This is a genomic window from Lacrimispora sp. (assembly GCF_046972725.1).
In the GTDB taxonomy this organism is placed as follows: domain Bacteria; phylum Bacillota; class Clostridia; order Lachnospirales; family Lachnospiraceae; genus Lacrimispora.
This window is the reverse complement of sequence record NZ_JBKVXF010000002.1, coordinates 806,164-823,623: the sequence shown is the minus strand read 5'-3', so window position 1 is coordinate 823,623 and position 17,460 is coordinate 806,164. Positions and strand designations below refer to the sequence as shown.

Annotated in this window: 15 protein-coding genes; 1 reads left to right on the top strand and 14 read right to left on the bottom strand. The window is 45.1% G+C overall.

Annotated elements, in window-relative coordinates; translation table 11 throughout:
- Position 1: 1 nt before the first annotated feature.
- Genes ACLTWA_RS12140 through ACLTWA_RS12130 form a run of 3 tightly spaced genes read right to left on the bottom strand, consistent with a single transcriptional unit; the run spans position 2 to position 3,090 of the window.
- Positions 2-1,447 carry an extracellular solute-binding protein gene (locus ACLTWA_RS12140; protein ID WP_412328026.1) on the bottom strand — a complete coding sequence of 482 codons (1,446 nt, stop codon included), beginning with the start codon at positions 1,445-1,447 and terminating at the stop codon, positions 2-4.
- Positions 1,448-1,463: 16 nt separating this feature from the next.
- Positions 1,464-2,024 (bottom strand): DJ-1 family glyoxalase III, encoded by a 561-nt coding sequence (locus ACLTWA_RS12135; protein ID WP_412328025.1) that lies wholly within the window; start codon positions 2,022-2,024, stop codon positions 1,464-1,466.
- A gap of 1 nt (position 2,025) precedes the next feature.
- A complete protein-coding gene (locus ACLTWA_RS12130) occupies positions 2,026-3,090 on the bottom strand; it encodes a galactose ABC transporter substrate-binding protein (protein ID WP_412328023.1) in 1,065 nt (354 codons plus the stop codon).
- A gap of 140 nt (positions 3,091-3,230) precedes the next feature.
- On the opposite strand from ACLTWA_RS12130, the gene ACLTWA_RS12125 reads away from it, so the two are divergent.
- Entirely contained in the window at positions 3,231-3,683 is a 453-nt protein-coding gene (locus ACLTWA_RS12125) for a CYTH domain-containing protein (RefSeq protein ID WP_412328022.1), read from the top strand.
- 112 nt (positions 3,684-3,795) lie between these two features.
- Here ACLTWA_RS12125 and ACLTWA_RS12120 read toward each other — a convergent pair whose 3' ends face one another.
- From ACLTWA_RS12120 to cbiB, 11 genes are all read right to left on the bottom strand, one after another.
- Entirely contained in the window at positions 3,796-4,794 is a 999-nt protein-coding gene (locus tag ACLTWA_RS12120; RefSeq protein ID WP_412328020.1) for a galactose/methyl galactoside ABC transporter permease MglC, read from the bottom strand.
- Entirely contained in the window at positions 4,791-6,347 is a 1,557-nt protein-coding gene (locus ACLTWA_RS12115; protein ID WP_412328018.1) for a sugar ABC transporter ATP-binding protein, read from the bottom strand. Before ACLTWA_RS12115 ends, ACLTWA_RS12120 begins: the two co-directional genes overlap by 4 nt.
- 73 nt (positions 6,348-6,420) lie before the next feature.
- Complete coding sequence (locus ACLTWA_RS12110; protein ID WP_412328016.1) at positions 6,421-7,542, bottom strand: galactose ABC transporter substrate-binding protein; 1,122 nt, start codon at positions 7,540-7,542, stop codon at positions 6,421-6,423.
- Positions 7,543-7,729: 187 nt separating this feature from the next.
- The gene (locus ACLTWA_RS12105; RefSeq protein ID WP_412328014.1) at positions 7,730-8,749 is read right to left on the bottom strand and encodes a galactose ABC transporter substrate-binding protein; all 1,020 of its coding nucleotides are present in this window, start codon (positions 8,747-8,749) and stop codon (positions 7,730-7,732) included.
- 15 nt (positions 8,750-8,764) lie between these two features.
- Complete coding sequence (locus tag ACLTWA_RS12100; RefSeq protein ID WP_412328013.1) at positions 8,765-9,736, bottom strand: substrate-binding domain-containing protein; 972 nt, start codon at positions 9,734-9,736, stop codon at positions 8,765-8,767.
- Positions 9,733-11,505 carry a sensor histidine kinase gene (locus ACLTWA_RS12095; RefSeq protein ID WP_412328012.1) on the bottom strand — a complete coding sequence of 591 codons (1,773 nt, stop codon included), beginning with the start codon at positions 11,503-11,505 and terminating at the stop codon, positions 9,733-9,735. The genes ACLTWA_RS12100 and ACLTWA_RS12095 overlap by 4 nt, the downstream gene beginning before the upstream one ends.
- Positions 11,505-13,121: a response regulator gene (locus ACLTWA_RS12090; RefSeq protein ID WP_412328011.1), complete on the bottom strand. Its 1,617-nt coding sequence runs from the start codon at positions 13,119-13,121 to the stop codon at positions 11,505-11,507. Before ACLTWA_RS12090 ends, ACLTWA_RS12095 begins: the two co-directional genes overlap by 1 nt.
- Positions 13,122-13,151: 30 nt before the next feature.
- Positions 13,152-13,787 (bottom strand): precorrin-8X methylmutase, encoded by a 636-nt coding sequence (locus tag ACLTWA_RS12085; protein ID WP_412328010.1) that lies wholly within the window; start codon positions 13,785-13,787, stop codon positions 13,152-13,154.
- 27 nt (positions 13,788-13,814) lie between these two features.
- A complete protein-coding gene (locus ACLTWA_RS12080) occupies positions 13,815-15,332 on the bottom strand; it encodes a cobyric acid synthase (RefSeq protein ID WP_412328009.1) in 1,518 nt (505 codons plus the stop codon).
- Positions 15,333-15,336: 4 nt separating this feature from the next.
- Complete coding sequence (locus ACLTWA_RS12075) at positions 15,337-16,425, bottom strand: pyridoxal phosphate-dependent aminotransferase (protein WP_412328007.1); 1,089 nt, start codon at positions 16,423-16,425, stop codon at positions 15,337-15,339.
- Positions 16,426-16,451: 26 nt separating this feature from the next.
- The gene (cbiB, locus tag ACLTWA_RS12070; protein WP_412328005.1) at positions 16,452-17,450 is read right to left on the bottom strand and encodes an adenosylcobinamide-phosphate synthase CbiB; all 999 of its coding nucleotides are present in this window, start codon (positions 17,448-17,450) and stop codon (positions 16,452-16,454) included.
- Positions 17,451-17,460 lie beyond the last annotated feature (10 nt).

The following is a 17,460-nucleotide window of genomic DNA, read 5'->3' as shown; positions in this document are numbered from 1 at the left end:
CTTATTCTCCGACGATTGTTTCCAGCTTCCCCCTCGTTTCCTCGTACCAGCGATCAAAATTATCATCTGTCAAAAAACCGGCAAGCGCACGTTCTCTTGCTGTTCCCTGTTCTATGAGTTTTCTCACCTTCTCATAATCTTCTCTGGCTTTTCCGCTCATGGAGGTCTGTAATATCTCTCTGGCACGATCTCCCCCTTGAAAAGGCCTGGAAGTATAGAGCAGGTATTTATTGGCAGTATCAAGCCCGATTATAAGATTTTGCGAGACAGGACTCCCCTCACCGGTTACATTCAGATACGGTTTCAGGACCGCTTCACTGCCTGATACCTTTTTTACAGGAAGATAGCCGGAACCTATGGAAAATTCCATATTATGTTCCACACCGGTAAACCATTTTAAAAAGACTGTGGCAGCATACTCTCTCACCGGCTCAGAACGGAAGACCATCATGCCGGCCCCCTGCTGCACCGCACAGGGCACCGTTCCCTCAAAATTCGGCAGAGGGTACAGCTTGCTTTTTATGGCATAGCTGGTTCCGTCCTCCAAGGTCACAGAGGAGGGAAAGTATGCGATTCCGCTGGTTGCCCCAACGTATGCCGCCAGCTTTCCTGTCTTTACGTCATCACTTCTGAATTTGCCGTAGGAACCAAAATATCCGTTTACATAGGGCACATAATAATTGTCCCACAGCTTCCGCATGGTACTTTTGTCAAAATCAAGAGTCGTCTTTCCAGCCTCTGTCCGAAAAATCTCATGTCCAAGCTGCATACTTCCTACAATTATATAATTGGCAAAGGCATCCCTTCCAAAGAACGCTTTTCCGTCATCAGGTGTTTCTGTCAGGCTGTCCGTCCAGTGATAGTATTCACCGGCTACACGGGTAATTCCCTCCCATGAGGAAAAGGCAGCCTCTGTCTCTCCTGTGGCTTTTGAAAACCGTTCCCAGTCCGTCTGGTTCACTGCAAGGATTTCCGTTGATTTTGCTATGGGAAATACCTTGATGGCCTGACTTCCGTCAATCTTCCCCTCTTCCATATATGCATCCACATATTCAGAGATCTCCTCTGCAGTAAGATATGGACTCAGATCGGCAGCAAGGCCCATCTGGTCTATCTCATACACTTTATCTGCATAAGCAGAAAATACATCCGGCAATGGTTCGGAACCGATTTTCTTATCAATGCTGTCATTGATCAGGCTGCTCATTTCATCAACACTGCCTTTGTTAAATGCTTTTATAACGATCCCCTGTTTTCTCCCCTCATTTTCATTAAAGGATTGTACCAGGCTGTCAAATGCTTCCTTTTGTACGCCGTTATAATAATGCCAGATGGTAATACTTATTGGATTTTTTTCAGATAGCCCATAAGGGTTTTTCTTTTGGCAGCCAATCAAAAGGCATAAGGAAGCAGCAGCCGCAAGCGGTAATATCCATCTTTTTTTCATGATATCTCCTGTTCTGTTACATGGGGATCTGATCGTACTGGATTGCCTCCTTGACCTTTCTGGCTTCATTTTCACCGGCCAGATGTTTTAAAAGTTCGATTCCCAGATCCAGCGCATACCCAAGCCCTCTGGCCGTTGTTATGTTGCCGTCTGTGACCACGCCCTGTTTTGTATAGAAGGCACCGGTTAAATCGTCTTCAAAGCCTGGATAACAGGTTGCCTGCTTTTCTTTCAAAAAGCCAAGCTTTCCTAAAATGCTGGGAGCCGCACAGATGGCTGCAATTCTCCTGTTCTCTGCAAAGGCTTGTTTTAAAGCGGCTGTAAGACCTTCATGGGCTTCCAAATTCCTGGTTCCCGGCATACCTCCCGGAAGGAATAAAAGATCTGCTTCCGTTACATCTGCCTCCGAAAACTCCAGATCCGCCTGAAGCCTCACCTTATGGGCAGTTACCACATCTTTGGTTCCTGTTACAGAAACAATTTTTACTTCCTGACCGCCTCTTATTAAAACATCCACAACAGCTAATAACTCTACTTCTTCTGATCCGTCCGCTAAAAACGCATACACTTTTCCCATTTTAATCGTCTCCTTTTAAAGTTTCAAATGTACTTACTGCAGTGATTTTTATATAATCCACCAGATACCTGGTCTCTGTCTCTTCCCCGTCTATCATCTTTATGAGCGTATCTGCCGCCAGCCGGGCCTGTCCATCGTAATCGTTTAAAACAGTTCCCGCAATTTCTCCTGACTTTATATGTTCCACCGTTTCCTGTAATGCATCGACTCCAACCAGGTAGACATCCTTTCCAGGCACAAGGCCAGCCTCTTTTGCTGCCTCCAATGCACCATTAGCCATCGCATCATTGCTACAGAACATTACCTCAATCTTATTTCCATACTGCAAAAAGGCTTCCTGGGCCATTTTCTTACCGCTCTCCCTGCTCCAGTCTCCGTTTTCGGAAAACAGCTCTTCTACCTTCATACCGCCCTTTTTTAAAGCCTTTATGGCATATTCCGCCCGGTATTCGCTGTCTTTCTCACCTTCTTCGCCTTTCAGCATCGCACAGGAAACCACTCCATCTCCATTAAAGTCTCCTTTTTCAGGAGTCTCCAAAATAATCTGCCCCTGATAGGAGCCTGCCTGTCTGGAATCGGTTCCAACGCTGGATACTGCCATATGTTCCCTCTTCCACCGCTGCTGTTCCGGTCCCTTTGGCTCCCGGTTAATAAAGATAAGGGGAATCCCCGCTTCGTCTGCCGCATCTGCAAGTTTTCCTGCTGCTGTAACTTCCACCGGATTTACAATAATTCCTTTGCAGCCATCTGCAATAAACTGATTTACCTGCTGATTTTGAGTTTCCTGGTTCCCGCCTGCATTGCGCATCACCACCTCGGCATGGTAAGTTTCTTCCAGATACTGCTTCAGTTCCGAACGGTATAATTTCATAAAGGTGTCATCATACCGGTAAATACTTACTCCGATCTTAGGTCCTGTCTCCTTAAGAACTGCTTCCGTTCCTGCCTCCTGAGTCACGTTTTTTTTCGATTCCCTGTTCTGGTCCGGAAAAGAGCAGCCGGAAAGCAGAAATACCGTTCCTAATATTATAAAGCCTGCCAAAATGTCCTTCTTTGACCGTTTCATCTTACTTTTCTCCTGAATTTTACTGTATTTCTCATATTACCACGTTTTTCCTTATTTTACCACATCCTTCTATTTTTTATCCATCTGTGGTATACTAACAGCATTTGGCAATACTGTAAGGAAAAAAGGAGGGCTTTTTTATGGAAATAGAGCGTAAATATCTGATTAATAAACTCCCGGAAGGCATCACAGACTATCCCCATCACAGGATCGAACAGGGCTACCTCTCCACTGACCCTGTGGTACGTGTAAGAAGGGAAGACGACACTTACTACCTTACCTATAAATCAAAGGGACTTTTGGAACGGGAAGAATACAACCTTCCGCTTGCAAAGGATTCCTATGAACATCTGATAAAAAAGGCGGACGGCCATATCCTTACAAAAAAAAGATATTTAATTCCCATAGAGGATTCCGATCATCTGACTATTGAGCTGGATATCTTTGAAGGACAGTATGAAGGGCTTATGCTGGCGGAGGTGGAATTTCAAAGCAGAGAGGAAGCGGATCTTTTCACTGCACCGGAATGGTTTGGAGAAGACGTTACGTTCTCTGGCGAATATCAGAACAGCAGGCTCAGCAAACTTACTTAATCAGAAAAAAACAAAGCGAAGGCGGAATACATCTGTATTTCCACACCTTCGCTTCCATTCTTTTTTTACGTCAATACAGACAACATGCTTTTAATCATTTTCATTTCTGAATTTACTTCTTTGCAATATATTTCCGGATATCAAGCGCTATGGCTACTACGATAACGATACCCTGGGCAATGTACTGGTAGTTTGTATCGACTCCCAGATACTGAAGACAGGTTTTTAAAATCTCAAATACTAGAACTCCGATCAAAACACCGGATACTTTTCCAATACCGCCGTTTACTGATACACCGCCGATGGTACATGCTGCAATGGCCTCCAGCTCCCAGCCCATACCCATGTTTACAGAAGCACCGCCGGATTTGGCACCTACCAGGAATCCGCCAAGTGCATACAAGGCTGCTGCTGTTACGTAGATGATTATTTTGGTCTTATTGGTATTGACACCGGATACTTCCGCTGCCTGTTCATTCCCGCCGATGGCATACATATATTTCCCATGCGGAGTCTTATTGTAAACAAACCAGATAATGAATCCTACAACAAGAGCAATTAAGAACAGATACGGAATCACGCCGAACAGTCTTCCTTTTGCCACTTCCGTATAAGCCGGACGGTAACCGCCGATTGGTGTCGCATTGGTATACACAAGGCAGGCACCGTATACGATCAGCTGCATACCCAAAGTTCCGATAAAAGCAGGAACCTGAAGATAGGAAATCACAAGACCGTTGATCAGACCAAAGATGGCACAGACTCCGATACAGATCAGCAGTACGACAAATACCCACCAGATTCCAAAATCAGGAAGATTCGGAAAGAATTTGCCGCTATACCCCGGTTTCTGGAGCAGAGTACCTGCAAGACAGGCAGAAAGTCCAACGATACGGCCAGCCGACAGATCCGTACCTCTCGTAATAAGGCATCCGGAAACACCGCAGGCAATAATAAACCGGGGTGCTACGTTTAATGCGATATTTTTCAAATTATCAAATGATCCGAACGATGGCTGCTTAATTGCCGTAAAAATAGCCAGCAGTATGAGGACTACTATGATTCCGTTATTAATAAGGAAATCCTTTAAATTAATCTTCTTTGCCGTCATGACTTAACCTCCTGTGTGGGACTTTCTCCTGTTTTATCGTTCATATCGAATTTTGTGGCAAGTGCCATGATCTTTTCCTGGGTTGCCTCTTCATTCTCCACTTCTCCTGTAATGCGCCCGTTGCACATGACGATAATACGGTTTGACATACCGATTAACTCCGGCATCTCAGAGGATATCATAATAATGGATTTCCCCTGCCTGGCAAGATCCACCATGATCTGATAAATCTCATATTTTGCACCTACGTCAATGCCTCTGGTCGGTTCATCCATAATGAGGATATCCGGGTTATTGGCCAGCCATCTGGCAATGATTACCTTTTGCTGGTTCCCTCCGGACAGAGACTGGATCTGGGTGCGGTCACTGGGAGTTTTGATGCTCAGTCTGGCAATGCTGGTTTTTACTACCTCAGCCACTTTCTTTCCATTAATAACGCCGGCTTTGGTGTAGTTGCGGTAGGATGAAACAGCCGTATTATCAGAAATGCTCAGGCAGCCGAAAATACCGTTTCCACGCCGGTCTTCCGTAATCATACCGATTGAATGATTGATGGCATCCTGCGGATGCCTGATCGTTACCTTTTTTCCCAGGACTTCGATTTCTCCTCCGGCAATATGGCGCATTCCAAAGATTGCTTCCATCAGTTCCGTACGCTGGGCGCCGACCAGACCGCCAAAGCCTAAGATTTCTCCTCTTTTCAGTTCAAAGGAGCAATCCTGAAAGGAACGGCTGTGAATGCTGCTTAAGTGACTGACCTTTAATACCACTTCATCCGTAATGTAATTCCCCTTAGGCGGATAGACGTTCCCCAATTCACGTCCTACCATACGCTTTACAATCTCTTCATCTGTAATGTGATTGATTTCCCATGATCCTACATATGTACCGTCACGCATGATCGTGATGTCATCCGCGATCTGCCTGATTTCTGCCATCTTATGGCTGATATATATCATAGAAACTCCCCTGGATTTTAAATCTTTGATGATACGGAAGAGCGCTTCTACTTCATTATCAGTCAGGGAAGAAGTAGGTTCGTCCAGAATTACAAGCTTTGCATTCTGGCTGACCGCCTTTGCGATTTCCACTGACTGCATTTGTCCGATTGAAAGAGTCCCCAGCTTTGCTTTGGGATTAAAGCTCATTTTTACATCCTTGAGCCATTTTTCCGCTTCTGAATTCATAATCTTATGATCCACGATTTTTAAAGGACCTGCTTTTATCAAAGGATATCTTCCCAGATACATGTTCTCGGCAATGGAACGATCCGGAACCGGCTGCAGTTCCTGATGAACCATGGCAAGCCCTTTGTGCAGTGCGTCATCCGGGTTTGCGATGCTTACTTTGTTTCCGTCGATAAAGACCTCACCTTCATCCATCCTGTAAATGCCGAAAAGACATTTCATTAAGGTTGATTTGCCTGCTCCGTTCTCTCCCATCAACGCGTGAACGGTACCGGGACGTACTTTTAAGTTAATCTTGTCAAGCGCCTTAACGCCGGGGAAGGATTTACTGACCCCAACCACTTCCAGTCTGTATTGCTCTGCCATCCCGTTTCTCCTTTCATTCCTTTTAAAAATCGGGTGTGCCTGACCGACACACCCGTTATACGGCTGCTGGAAATTATTTTAACTTATCAAGTGTATCCTGTGCATTTTCTTTGGTGATTTTTACATAGTCAACCATATTAATATTATCAACGGCTTCTCCATTTAAGAATTTGACAGCCAGATCACTTGCCATCTTTGCCTGAGATAGATAATCGTTAAATACGGTACCTGTCTGTTTGCCGTCAATAATGTTCTGGACTGCCTCTGTTAATGCATCTACACCAACCAAATAGATATCTTTATTTACGGTACGGCCTGCGGCTTCAATCGCCTGCAAGGCACCAAGGGCCATGGCATCGTTGTTGCAGAAGATTACTTCAATCTGATCTCCGTACTGTGTCAAAGCATCCTGGGTGATCTGCTGTGCTTTTGCCTGGTCCCAGTCTCCGCGCTGTTCCAAAAGCTCTTTTACTTTTGCACCGGAATCGGTAAGTGCCTTTATGGAATATTCCGTTCTGTACTGTGCATCAACATTTTCCGGGTCGCCCTGGATCATGATATAGCTGATTACGCCGTCACCGTTGATATCACCTTTGTTCGGAGTCTCCAGAATTTCCTCTCCCTGGAAAGTACCGGACTGTCTGGCATCACAGCCAACATAAGTAGCATTGATGTTCTCATCTTTCCATCTCTGCTCTTCCTCAGGATCCGGCTCACGGTTGATATAAACCACCGGAATTCCTGCTTCCTTACACATATCGGTAATTTCCGGAGCAGAGGAAGCCTGAACAAGGTTTAAGATCAGCACATCATACTTCTGCGTAATGAAGTTCTGAATCTGATTGGTCTGTTCTGCCTGATCTCCTTTTCCATCCTGGATTACTACATTTTCTTTCTTAAAGCCCAGTTCTTCGGTCAAATAACGCTGAAGTTCTGTTCTGTAAAGTGTCATAAAATTGTCGTCGAATTTGTAGATAGAGATACCAACCTTTTTATCAGTTACATCCCCGCCTACTGCGTCCTTTACCGCATCTGCAGTGGTTTCTGCCCCACTTGTATCTTCCTTCTTTGACTCGGTATCCGTAACAGCCTCTGATGCTCCGGTTGTTGCCTTACTGCCTGAACTGCAGCCTGCCATGGAAAACACCATTGCGGATGCAAGACCTACTGCTAAAATTTTTTTGAGTAATCTCATAAAAAATCCTCCCTTTTGATTATATAGTCGACGATCGTCAGCACTTTGCTTCATCTACATGCACATTATATATATTTTTTGTGCATTATTCCATATAATATTATTAGGTGATATATCGATTTTTTTAGATGCTCCTGTTTTTTCTTAGAATTTATTATATATTTGCCTATAATGTGCAAGTGTTTTTCTATTCAGCACGAACCGCTTTCTGGCTGCATTCGTAGTATTTATCTTGATACAGGGTTACTTCTTTTTTTACATCCTGGCCAAGAGATCCGGCAGCTGCAATTTTAAATATAACACTGGCATATTCCCTGTTGTCACACTGGACCGTTCCAAAAATCTTTCCGGAACGCAGGCCCTCAAGTCCCTGAGGCGTCCCGTCGATTCCAACGATCTTAACCGGTCTTTTTATGCCGCTGCGCTCCAGAGCGTCTGCGGCGCCCAAAGCCATATCATCGTTATTGCAGATCACAACCTCAATCTGATCCGGATATTCCTTAAGCCACTGTTCCATCCACGCCGATGCCTGGCTTCTGTCCCAGTTTGCAATTCCTCCGGTAATTTTCTCCAATGGCACTGCGCCGTCTTTTAAGGTCTGAATGGACCATTCTGTACGGATCAAAGAATCCTGATGGCTGTTCTCTCCTTCCAGAAGGACATAACTGACTTTTCCGTCTCCATTCAAATCCAGAGAAGCCGGGTCCTTTCTATAGGCTTCCACCAGAATATTGCCCTGAAGAACCGCAGATTCTTTCGCATTCTCTCCGACATAGTAAAGCTTTTCCCACCGGCGCATATCTTCCTCAACCGGTTCTCTGTTAAAGAAGACCACCGGGAGATCTGCATCCATGGCTTTGCTTATTATATTTGATGCCATGGAACGGTCTACCATATTTACGCAGATCGCATCATATCCAAGAGATATAAAACGGTCCACCTGGCTGTTCTGGGCATTCTGATTGCCCTTTGCATCCACAACCTCCATAACAACCTTTATTCCCGTTTTTTTCTCGTATTCCTTTGCCTGCTCCTCCATATTTGACCGAATGGTATTTATAAAGGAATCATCTCCCCGGTAAAGAGTAACTCCAATCCGAATCGATTTTTTATGTTCTGTTTCCTCTCCCTTAAGCCTCTGATAGAACAATCCCCCAAAGATCAGCAGCAAAACAACTGCTGCCATCACACCATATCGCTTTCTCATCTTCTCATCCCCCACTCAATCAATCGGATATAAGATCTTTTCAAACCTGCTTTCCCGCAAATTGTTTTTATTAATATAGTACGTATCCAAAACAATCTGCTCCCGGTCCTGCCTTTTTTGGACCGCTTCTACTGCTTTTTCTATACATGTATAACCTGCATCAAACTGGTTGACTGCAATAAGCCCCTTGATGATTCCCTTATCCAGTTCCGTTAAAAGCTTAGTCGTGCTCCCTATTCCGTAAAGCCCTGTAATGTAACTGCCGTATACCGGACTTCCTGCAATGATTTCTGCCGACGCATCAAGACTTTCCACATCAATGGCTGCAATAATGGCTTTTTTTCTGCCTGGATATACGGTTCCTTCTATGGTCTGCCGGAAAGTTTCCTCGTTTTCTTTCTCATGCAGTGCTTTAGAAAACCCGGACCTTTCCAGTTCTGCGGTCAATCCGGTATATACTTCTCTGTTATAACCGTATTCCAGCCCTTCCGTAAAAATCCAGACCGGAATGGAAGAATCGTTTTCTTCTGCAATGGCCTGTCCCAGCCGCTTTCCTTCTTTTTCGTAGTCCATGGCTATTCCGCTGCGAACCTGTTCATTGGGAAACATATTGCCCATTATGATCACCGGACTGTTCAGAACCATCTCATCAAGCCTTCTTGCACATTCTTCCGGATTTACTGGAAACAGAACCACTGCCGATGCACCGTCTTTGATCTCTCTTTTTAAAAGTTCCATCTGCTGGGCCCCATCCCCTTTTTCAAAAAGTGTAATAAAGCTGACATCCACGTTATATTCATCTGCTGCTTTATCGGCACCCTTCCGAAAATTAGTATAAAATTCATCGTTTGTATCACTGACGATGACAGAAACCGGATAAATGTCTGTTTTCTTTTCCTTAATAATAAAATCTGTGGAAGATAAAAGATACAGGACAACCAGAACCGCCGCCATCAGGCTCCATAATAATTTTTCCTGTTTTGTCATGGTCTTTTTTCTCTTTCTACCCCGGGGCCATAAGGAACTGCCGGCAGATGAATGGTAATTGTGGTTCCTTCATCCGGCTCTGAATCTATGGTAAGTCCGTAGGCTTCTCCAAAATAAAGTTTGATCCGCTCATTGACATTTTTTACTCCAATCCCGGAACCCTTTTTGGATGTGCTGTGCACCTGATCGGAAAATAAGCCTGCCACCTGTTCTGATGTCATGCCAAGTCCGTTATCTGACACTGTAATATATAAGTCATCTCCTTTTTGGAAAACGTTTAAGAGGATTTCTCCGTCTCCATCCATGAACTCCATTCCATGATAGATGGCATTCTCCACAAGAGGCTGCAGCACCAGCTTTAAACTGGTAAGCTCCATGCATCCTTCTTCGGCATGAATTTCATAGGAAAACTTATTCTTAAAACGCATATGCTGGATCATTAGATAATTTCTCACATGCTCCAGCTCATCCCGGACGGTGATGACGTTTTTTCCTTTGCTTAAGCTGATCCGGAAGAAACGGGCCAGGGCTGTTACCGCTTTTACGGCTTCTGCCTTTTGTTCGTTTTCGATCATCCAGACTATGATGTCAAGGGTATTATATAAGAAATGAGGATTGATCTGAGACTGAAGTGTATCGAATTCCTGCTTCCGTTTGGCCTCGTGCTCTGCCACGATGTCATCCATGAGGACGCGGATCTGCTTTGCCATATTTTTTATGGAATTTCCAAGATGCTGGATCTCATAGGATCCCCCGATGGAAACAGGAGTTTCTAAATTTCCTTCCTCCAGAATTCCCACGGATTTTTCAAGCTCCTTGATCGGATTCGTAATGCGGGAGGATATGTATGAGTTAATCAGGGCAAGAACGGACAGGATCAAGGTGATAAGAAATACAATGAACAGTCTGGTTTTAATGGAATTTAAGGATACAACATTTTTCGGTGTTACACCTACTACCTTCCAGCCGGTGTAACCGATGGATTTGACCGTAATGATCCTTTGCTTTCCTTCAAATTCCTCCCGGTGGTTTCCGTCCTTATAGCCTGCGGCTGCCAGGTTGTTCTCCTGCAAGCGTCCCGAATCAATCAACTGGAGCTTCGGATGATAGAGGATTTCCCCATCATTGCTGATGAGATAAACGTAACCGCCTTTTTTCGTGGTCACGCCGTCAAAGAGATGTTCCAGGCTGGAATAGCTTAGATCCACAAGGAGGACGCCCTGTGTGGTGGAAGTCCCTTCGGTCAGTTCGATGGCTCTTGATAAGGATACCACCCACCGGTACTGGTTTTCATTGCTGTCAAAAATATACTGGACATGGGGATAAGAAAAATGCTGGTTCTCTGTTTTTTCCAGGGCATTTTTAAACCAGCTTTCCGCTGTTACCTTTAGACCGTTTTTTAATCTGGCGGCAGGTACGGTTTCCACCAGGGAGCCGGACTGGGTAAAGAGGGCAATGTTATCCACATTATCTTTGTTGTTGTCATACAGAAGTGTAATTTCGTTATTAATCGACTGGGAGGAAAGGTCCGCATTTTTTACGGCACCGTAATATAAGGAATCCGACAGCTTCATGACCGTACGCAGATACGATTCCACAGACCTTGCCACCTGATTGATCAGGCTCTGGTTTTCTGCCATGACCATTTCTGAAACCTGGCTGCTCAGCCGCTGATACAGCGAAAATGTGATCAGCAGGCTGGCTGCAAGTGCGGTCACGGTAAAATATACGAATATGGTATAACGAATGCTGTTATTCTTTCTTTCCATTACCTGGCTCCACGAAATCTGGTCGGTGAAACACCGAATTTTTTCTTAAAGACATAACTGAAATAGTTTTGTTCCTGATAACCTACCTTGGCCGCTATGATATAGGTCTTATCATCAGTCTTATTAAGCAATTCCACTGCCTTGTTAAGCCGGAGATCGGTCAGGTATGCAATATAAGCCTGTCCTGTCTCTTTTTTGAACATGGTGGAAAAGTACGCCGGACTCATATGAAGATGGCGGCATATCATCTCCACCGAAAGGTCTGGATTCTGGTAGTGATCCATGATATACTGTCTGGCTTCCTGAATCACCTGGCGGGTGGTCATATCCCGCTCCTGGTTGATCTTTTGATTCATCTTCCCGGCAATTTTTAAGAGCCACTGTCCAAATTCTTCGATTTTTTTCAGCTTATCAAAGACCTCCGTATACTCCGGTTCGCCGCCCATAATATCCTCTATGGCAAGATCATATTGCTGCATCATCTGAATGATGCTGTTTAGAACCCCGAGCCGATAGACCTGCTGCTGGCGGTGATGGACTTTGGCGGTCTTCATCTTATCCACAATGCCTTTTACCGAAGCCTCAATCTTTTCTTTCGTGCCGAACTTAATGGAGGAAATCAGTTCTCCTTCCGTAACACTGTCAAATTCCAGCTTTCCTGCCCCTACCGGTTCCATGTCATTGATGTATATGGTACTTCCCGTACCGGCAATGGCCTTATAGCCAAGGGCATCCACCGAAGACCGGTAGGCCCTTTTAATACCTGACAACTCCTCACAGCTGTGCCCGATTCCAATGGTGACAGGCACCTTTAAGATTCGTTTCGTTTCCTTGCAGATATCGCCAAGCACAGCGATCAGCCCTGTGATGGAGTTATCCTCATCAAGGGCGGCGATTACCACCATATCTGCCTCAGATGCGGACTGAAAAAGAGAGAAACGGGAATACCCCTCCAGCTTTTCTCTTACAATCTGCATGACAGAAATGGGAATGAGTTCTTCTTCGCTATGAAGAGAAAGGGGTTCCCCCACTTCTTCCTTTTCCACATCAATGGCCGCGATCACCCATTTTCTAGCACCCAGAACAGGAATGTCATACTCCTTTAACTTCTGCTCCACCAGCTCTTTGTTTAAGTTTTTGTGGACCAGATCATTGAAAAACTGTTCCCGGATAATGGGCAGACTGTTCCGGTACTTTTCCCTTAAACGGCTTAAATTTCTTTTCTCTTCGATTTCACGGTCCAGATTGTTCTTGATCCGTTTTAAAATCGATGTCAGTTCCTCTACATTGACCGGCTTTAATATGTATTCGGTCACATTCAGCTTAATCGCCTTCTGGGCATATTCAAAATCATCATAACCGGAAAATATGACAACCTTTATGGATGGATACCTCTGCCTCACCTTCTCCGCCAGGGCAAGGCCATCCATATAAGGCATCCGGATATCGGTCAGAACCACATCCGGTTCCAGCATCTCTATCTTTTCCATGGCATCTTCTCCGTTCTCCGCATCTCCAACCATACGGAAACCGGCAGCCTGCCATTCAATTTTCTTTATAATGCTTTTACGTACTTCCTCTTCATCATCAACCAAAATTATGCTGTATAAATCCATACCGTTCCACCCCCGTAAGAACAAATTCCTTTATTTCACCTGATAAAGCAGTGCATTCACGATTGCCGCCGCCACATTGCTTCCGCCCTTTCTTCCCTTTGCAACAATATAGGGAATCCCGGACAGTGACATGATCATTTCCTTTGACTGAATTACATTGACAAAGCCAACAGGCACTCCGATAATCAGTCTTGGGCGGATTTTTTCTTCCTGTATCAGTTCATATAAGCGGACCAGGGCAGTGGGAGCATTTCCTATGGCAAAAATCAAGTCTCCGGACAGCCTGGACGCTTTGTCCATGCTTGCACAGGCACGGGTCGTCTTATGGGCTTTGGCATATTCTGCTACGTCTTCATCTGCCATAAAACAATCCACCGTACTATTCAGCTTTTTTAAAGCAGCCTTATTGATTCCCGCCTTTCCCATGTTGGTATCTGTAATGATCTGTACACCTTCTTTTAATGCTTCCAGTCCTTTTGTCACTGCATGAGGGGAAAATACCAGATGATCTGCATATTCAAAATCTGCGGTGGTATGTATGACGCGCTTGATGACCAGTTCATTCTCCGGGTCCAATGTTTTTTCCCCAAGTTCCCTGGTAATCAGTTCAAAACTGCGTTTTTCTATTTCCTCGGGGAGCACCCGTTCCAGTTCGTAATGTTTCATTTGTTCCTCCAATCTTTTATCCGTAGCTTATATCCCCATGATCTGGTATATCTTTTCCATGTCAAGACTTTCACGAAGATATCCAGCCAGGCGCTCATACTGTTGTTCTTTATATTCCTGATAGGAGATCCTTCCTTCTAAGGAATCCGAAAGGCCCTTCTCCCTCATCAATGCGTTTACAATGGTTTCGGCAATTTTTTCCTTATCAAAAAATCCATGGATATAGGTACCGTAAACATTATCCTTCTGGCAGCCATCCATCTTAGACAAATGGGAACCGGACTGGCTTTCCATCACATAGGTCAAAGGCGGCACAGACCGGGCAGTCTCGCCCATGTGGATTTCATACCCTTCCACCTCCAGGCCTGAAAGCTCCCGGAAAATGCCTTCCACATTGGCAAGGGTTCCTGTGACTCTGGTTCTTGTCTTTTCTTTACCAAACACCGTTCGAACCGGTAAAAGTTCCATCCCCCTTACCTGCATGGAGGAGGCTGTTGTTTCCACTCCGTAAGGATCTGACAGACTTTCTCCCAGCATCTGGAAACCGCCGCAGACCCCAAAAAGAGGCACCCCCTGGGCCTTCAGCCTGCATATGGCTGCTTCCAGACCGTTCTGGCGGATAAAGAGCAGGTCTTCAATGGTATTTTTGCTTCCAGGCAGAATGATCATATCAGGTCTTCCAAGGTCCTGTACCCGGTCAACAAACCGAAGCTGTACCTGGGGAATCGAAGAAAAGACCTGAAAATCTGTAAAATTAGATATTCTTGGGAACCGGATCACCACAATTTCAACTGCAGTGTATTGGTTTTTTTCGGTGCCCATCAGATGATTGCCAAGGCTGTCCTCATCCTCCAGATCCACATTCATATAGGGAATCACCCCGGCGACCGGAATGTTCAGTTTTTCTTCAATCATGGAAAGTCCGGGGGCCAGAATGGTTTTATCTCCCCGGAATTTATTAACGATCAATCCGGCAATCCGCTGTCGTTCTATTTGTTCCAGCAGCATGACCGTCCCGTACAGCTGGGCAAACACGCCGCCCCTGTCAATATCTCCCACCAGAAGAACCGGCGAGTCCGCCATTTCAGCCATTCCCATGTTGACAATATCATCCTGTTTTAAATTAATCTCCGCAGGACTTCCGGCTCCTTCTATCACAATGATATCATACTCATCCGAAAGCCTGTCAAATGCTTTTTTAATCACCGGCACCAGCTTTTTCTTGTATGCAAAATACTCTCTTGCAGGCATATTGCCGATGGAAATACCGTTGACAATCACCTGAGATCCAGTATCATTGGTTGGTTTTAATAAAATGGGATTCATGGCTGCGTCCGGTTTTATACCTGCTGCCTCTGCCTGAACCACCTGGGCACGTCCCATCTCCAGCCCCTCCTCCGTAATAAAAGAGTTAAGGGCCATATTCTGAGATTTAAATGGGGCCACACGAAAGCCGTCCTGTTTGAAAATACGGCATAATCCTGCCGCAATCAGACTCTTTCCTGCATTTGACATGGTCCCCTGTATCATGATCGGTTTCGCCATTTTCTCATTTCCTTTCTGTCAGTATGAATTTCAGCACAGAAAGAAATTCGTCGTTTTCTTTCCTCTGTTTCACGCATATCCGGTAATACGTGCTGTCAAGCCCCCGGTAATTGGCACAGGACCGTATCAAAACCCTTTTTTCAAGGAGCTGGTGATACAGTAGCTTCTCTTCCTCTAATGCTTCTGCTCTTATATCCTTAAAAAATATATAATTTGCCATAGAATCATAAACAAGAAAGCCCAGAGCGGTAAGGCTTTCTTTTAAGTACTCCCGTTCCCGGGCAATAAGACTTCTTGATGCTTCCACATATGCCCGTTCCTCAAGCGCCGCTTCTCCGGCTGCCTGGGCGATGGAAGACACGCTCCAGGGCTGCCGTATGTGATGAATTCTTTCTAAGGTGCTGCTGTCATTGCAGATGCCATACCCAAGCCGGATTCCGGCCATGGCATATATCTTCGTAAAGGCCTTTAATAAAAATACCTGCTTACAGGAATCTGCCCGGAGGAATTCAAGCACCGAATATTTTTGCGGGTCCTCTAAAAATTCATTGAAACATTCATCTATCACCAGATAAATATGTTTTTTCCGGCAGTAATCAAGAAGCACTTTCAGCTGCTCTTTTTTTAAGGCATAGCCGGTTGGGTTATTGGGATTGCATAAAAACAGCATCTGAAAAGAGCGGCTGCTTTCTTCGATCCATGCAATCAGCTCCTGTTCCCTAAGTGCAAATCCGTACTCTTCCTTTAATCCATAATAGGTAATGTTACAGGAAACCGAATGAAGTGCCTGCTCATATTCCAGAAACGACGGAGCGATTAAAAGCGCCTCTTTGGGTCTGACCGCAGAAACCACCTGAAAGATCAAATCCGCCGCTCCATTTCCGCATATAATGGTTTCTGCGGAAACATTATGAAATTCAGACAGCTTCCTTCTAAGAGCCGCCGACTGGCTGTCCGGGTAACAAAAGCACTGGTCTGCCGCCCGATAAACTGCCTCACGCACTCCCTCCGGAAGGCCCAGAGGGTTGATATTGGCTGAATAGTCCATTGTGACACAATTGGTATAGATATCTCCGCCGTGTTGATATTCCATGTCTCTCTCCTGTCTGATTGAATGCTTTAAGCTGAAAAAAAGAAAAGGATAACCACCAAACCCAAAGCCAGAAGGTAGGTAACTGACATTAAAACATTGGCTCTCCGGATATCTTCGTATTCTACCGGTCTTACAGGGTCTCCTATGGTCGGTTTTTCATACCGTTTTCCAAAGTAACAGGCATCCCCTGCAAGCTGGATCTGCAAAACACCGCCGCAGACTGCCTCCGTCTGGGCGGAATTGGGGCTTTTGTGGTTAAAACGGTCCCTTTTAAATATCTTTACTCCCATGGCTCCGCTGTATGGGTTCTGACCGCCTTTTAAAGATCCATGCAAAAACTGACAGACATAACCGGCCATGATCATCAGTCCGGCAGAAATTCTTGCGGGGATGAAATTACAGATATCATCAAGCCTTGCCGCGGCCCGTCCAAACCACAGATACCGGTCATTTCTATATCCCACCATGGAGTCCATGGTATTGACCGCTTTATATAGATAAATTCCGATTCCTCCAAAAAAAATCATGGAAAGCAAAGGAGCAATGACTCCATCCGATGTATTTTCCGCAACGGTTTCAATGGCTGCTTTTGCAATTCCTGTTTCAGACAATGACTGGGTGTCCCGTCCTACGATCATGGAAACTGCCTGTCTGGCCCCTTCCACATCATTTTTTTCAAAGGCATGAAATACCTTCATGCTTTCCCTGCGAAGTGACCGCCATGCCATCATCTGAAAGCACATCAGACTTTCCATGATAAAAACTGCGTACGGAGAAATCAGCCACCCGGCCACCATGACTGCTCCAGATAAAACTCCTGTAATGAGAAGCACCAAAAACACCAGATACCTGCCGGCTGCCAGTTCCCCCTTCTCTCCTTGCGGAAAATGTTTCCTCAAAATCTTTTCCATGCGGCTGATAAGGCTTCCTATACTGCATACGGGATGCCAAATCCTCCTGGGATCCCCCAGACAAAAATCCAGAAAACAGCCGGTAAGAACTGCTAATAAATGTAGTCGTATCATCGATTCATTC

What these genes read in the sequence shown, in the direction of transcription:
- ACLTWA_RS12140 (WP_412328026.1), bottom strand. Translation starts at nt 1,447, where the DNA reads ATGAAAAAAAGATGGATATTACCGCTTGCGGCTGCTGCTTCCTTATGC.
- ACLTWA_RS12135 (WP_412328025.1), bottom strand. Translation starts at nt 2,024, where the DNA reads ATGGGAAAAGTGTATGCGTTTTTAGCGGACGGATCAGAAGAAGTAGAG.
- ACLTWA_RS12130 (WP_412328023.1), bottom strand. Translation starts at nt 3,090, where the DNA reads ATGAAACGGTCAAAGAAGGACATTTTGGCAGGCTTTATAATATTAGGA.
- ACLTWA_RS12125 (WP_412328022.1), top strand. Translation starts at nt 3,231, where the DNA reads ATGGAAATAGAGCGTAAATATCTGATTAATAAACTCCCGGAAGGCATC.
- ACLTWA_RS12120 (WP_412328020.1), bottom strand. Translation starts at nt 4,794, where the DNA reads ATGACGGCAAAGAAGATTAATTTAAAGGATTTCCTTATTAATAACGGA.
- ACLTWA_RS12115 (WP_412328018.1), bottom strand. Translation starts at nt 6,347, where the DNA reads ATGGCAGAGCAATACAGACTGGAAGTGGTTGGGGTCAGTAAATCCTTC.
- ACLTWA_RS12110 (WP_412328016.1), bottom strand. Translation starts at nt 7,542, where the DNA reads ATGAGATTACTCAAAAAAATTTTAGCAGTAGGTCTTGCATCCGCAATG.
- ACLTWA_RS12105 (WP_412328014.1), bottom strand. Translation starts at nt 8,749, where the DNA reads ATGAGAAAGCGATATGGTGTGATGGCAGCAGTTGTTTTGCTGCTGATC.
- ACLTWA_RS12100 (WP_412328013.1), bottom strand. Translation starts at nt 9,736, where the DNA reads ATGACAAAACAGGAAAAATTATTATGGAGCCTGATGGCGGCGGTTCTG.
- ACLTWA_RS12095 (WP_412328012.1), bottom strand. Translation starts at nt 11,505, where the DNA reads ATGGAAAGAAAGAATAACAGCATTCGTTATACCATATTCGTATATTTT.
- ACLTWA_RS12090 (WP_412328011.1), bottom strand. Translation starts at nt 13,121, where the DNA reads ATGGATTTATACAGCATAATTTTGGTTGATGATGAAGAGGAAGTACGT.
- ACLTWA_RS12085 (WP_412328010.1), bottom strand. Translation starts at nt 13,787, where the DNA reads ATGAAACATTACGAACTGGAACGGGTGCTCCCCGAGGAAATAGAAAAA.
- ACLTWA_RS12080 (WP_412328009.1), bottom strand. Translation starts at nt 15,332, where the DNA reads ATGGCGAAACCGATCATGATACAGGGGACCATGTCAAATGCAGGAAAG.
- ACLTWA_RS12075 (WP_412328007.1), bottom strand. Translation starts at nt 16,425, where the DNA reads ATGGAATATCAACACGGCGGAGATATCTATACCAATTGTGTCACAATG.
- cbiB (WP_412328005.1), bottom strand. Translation starts at nt 17,450, where the DNA reads ATGATACGACTACATTTATTAGCAGTTCTTACCGGCTGTTTTCTGGAT.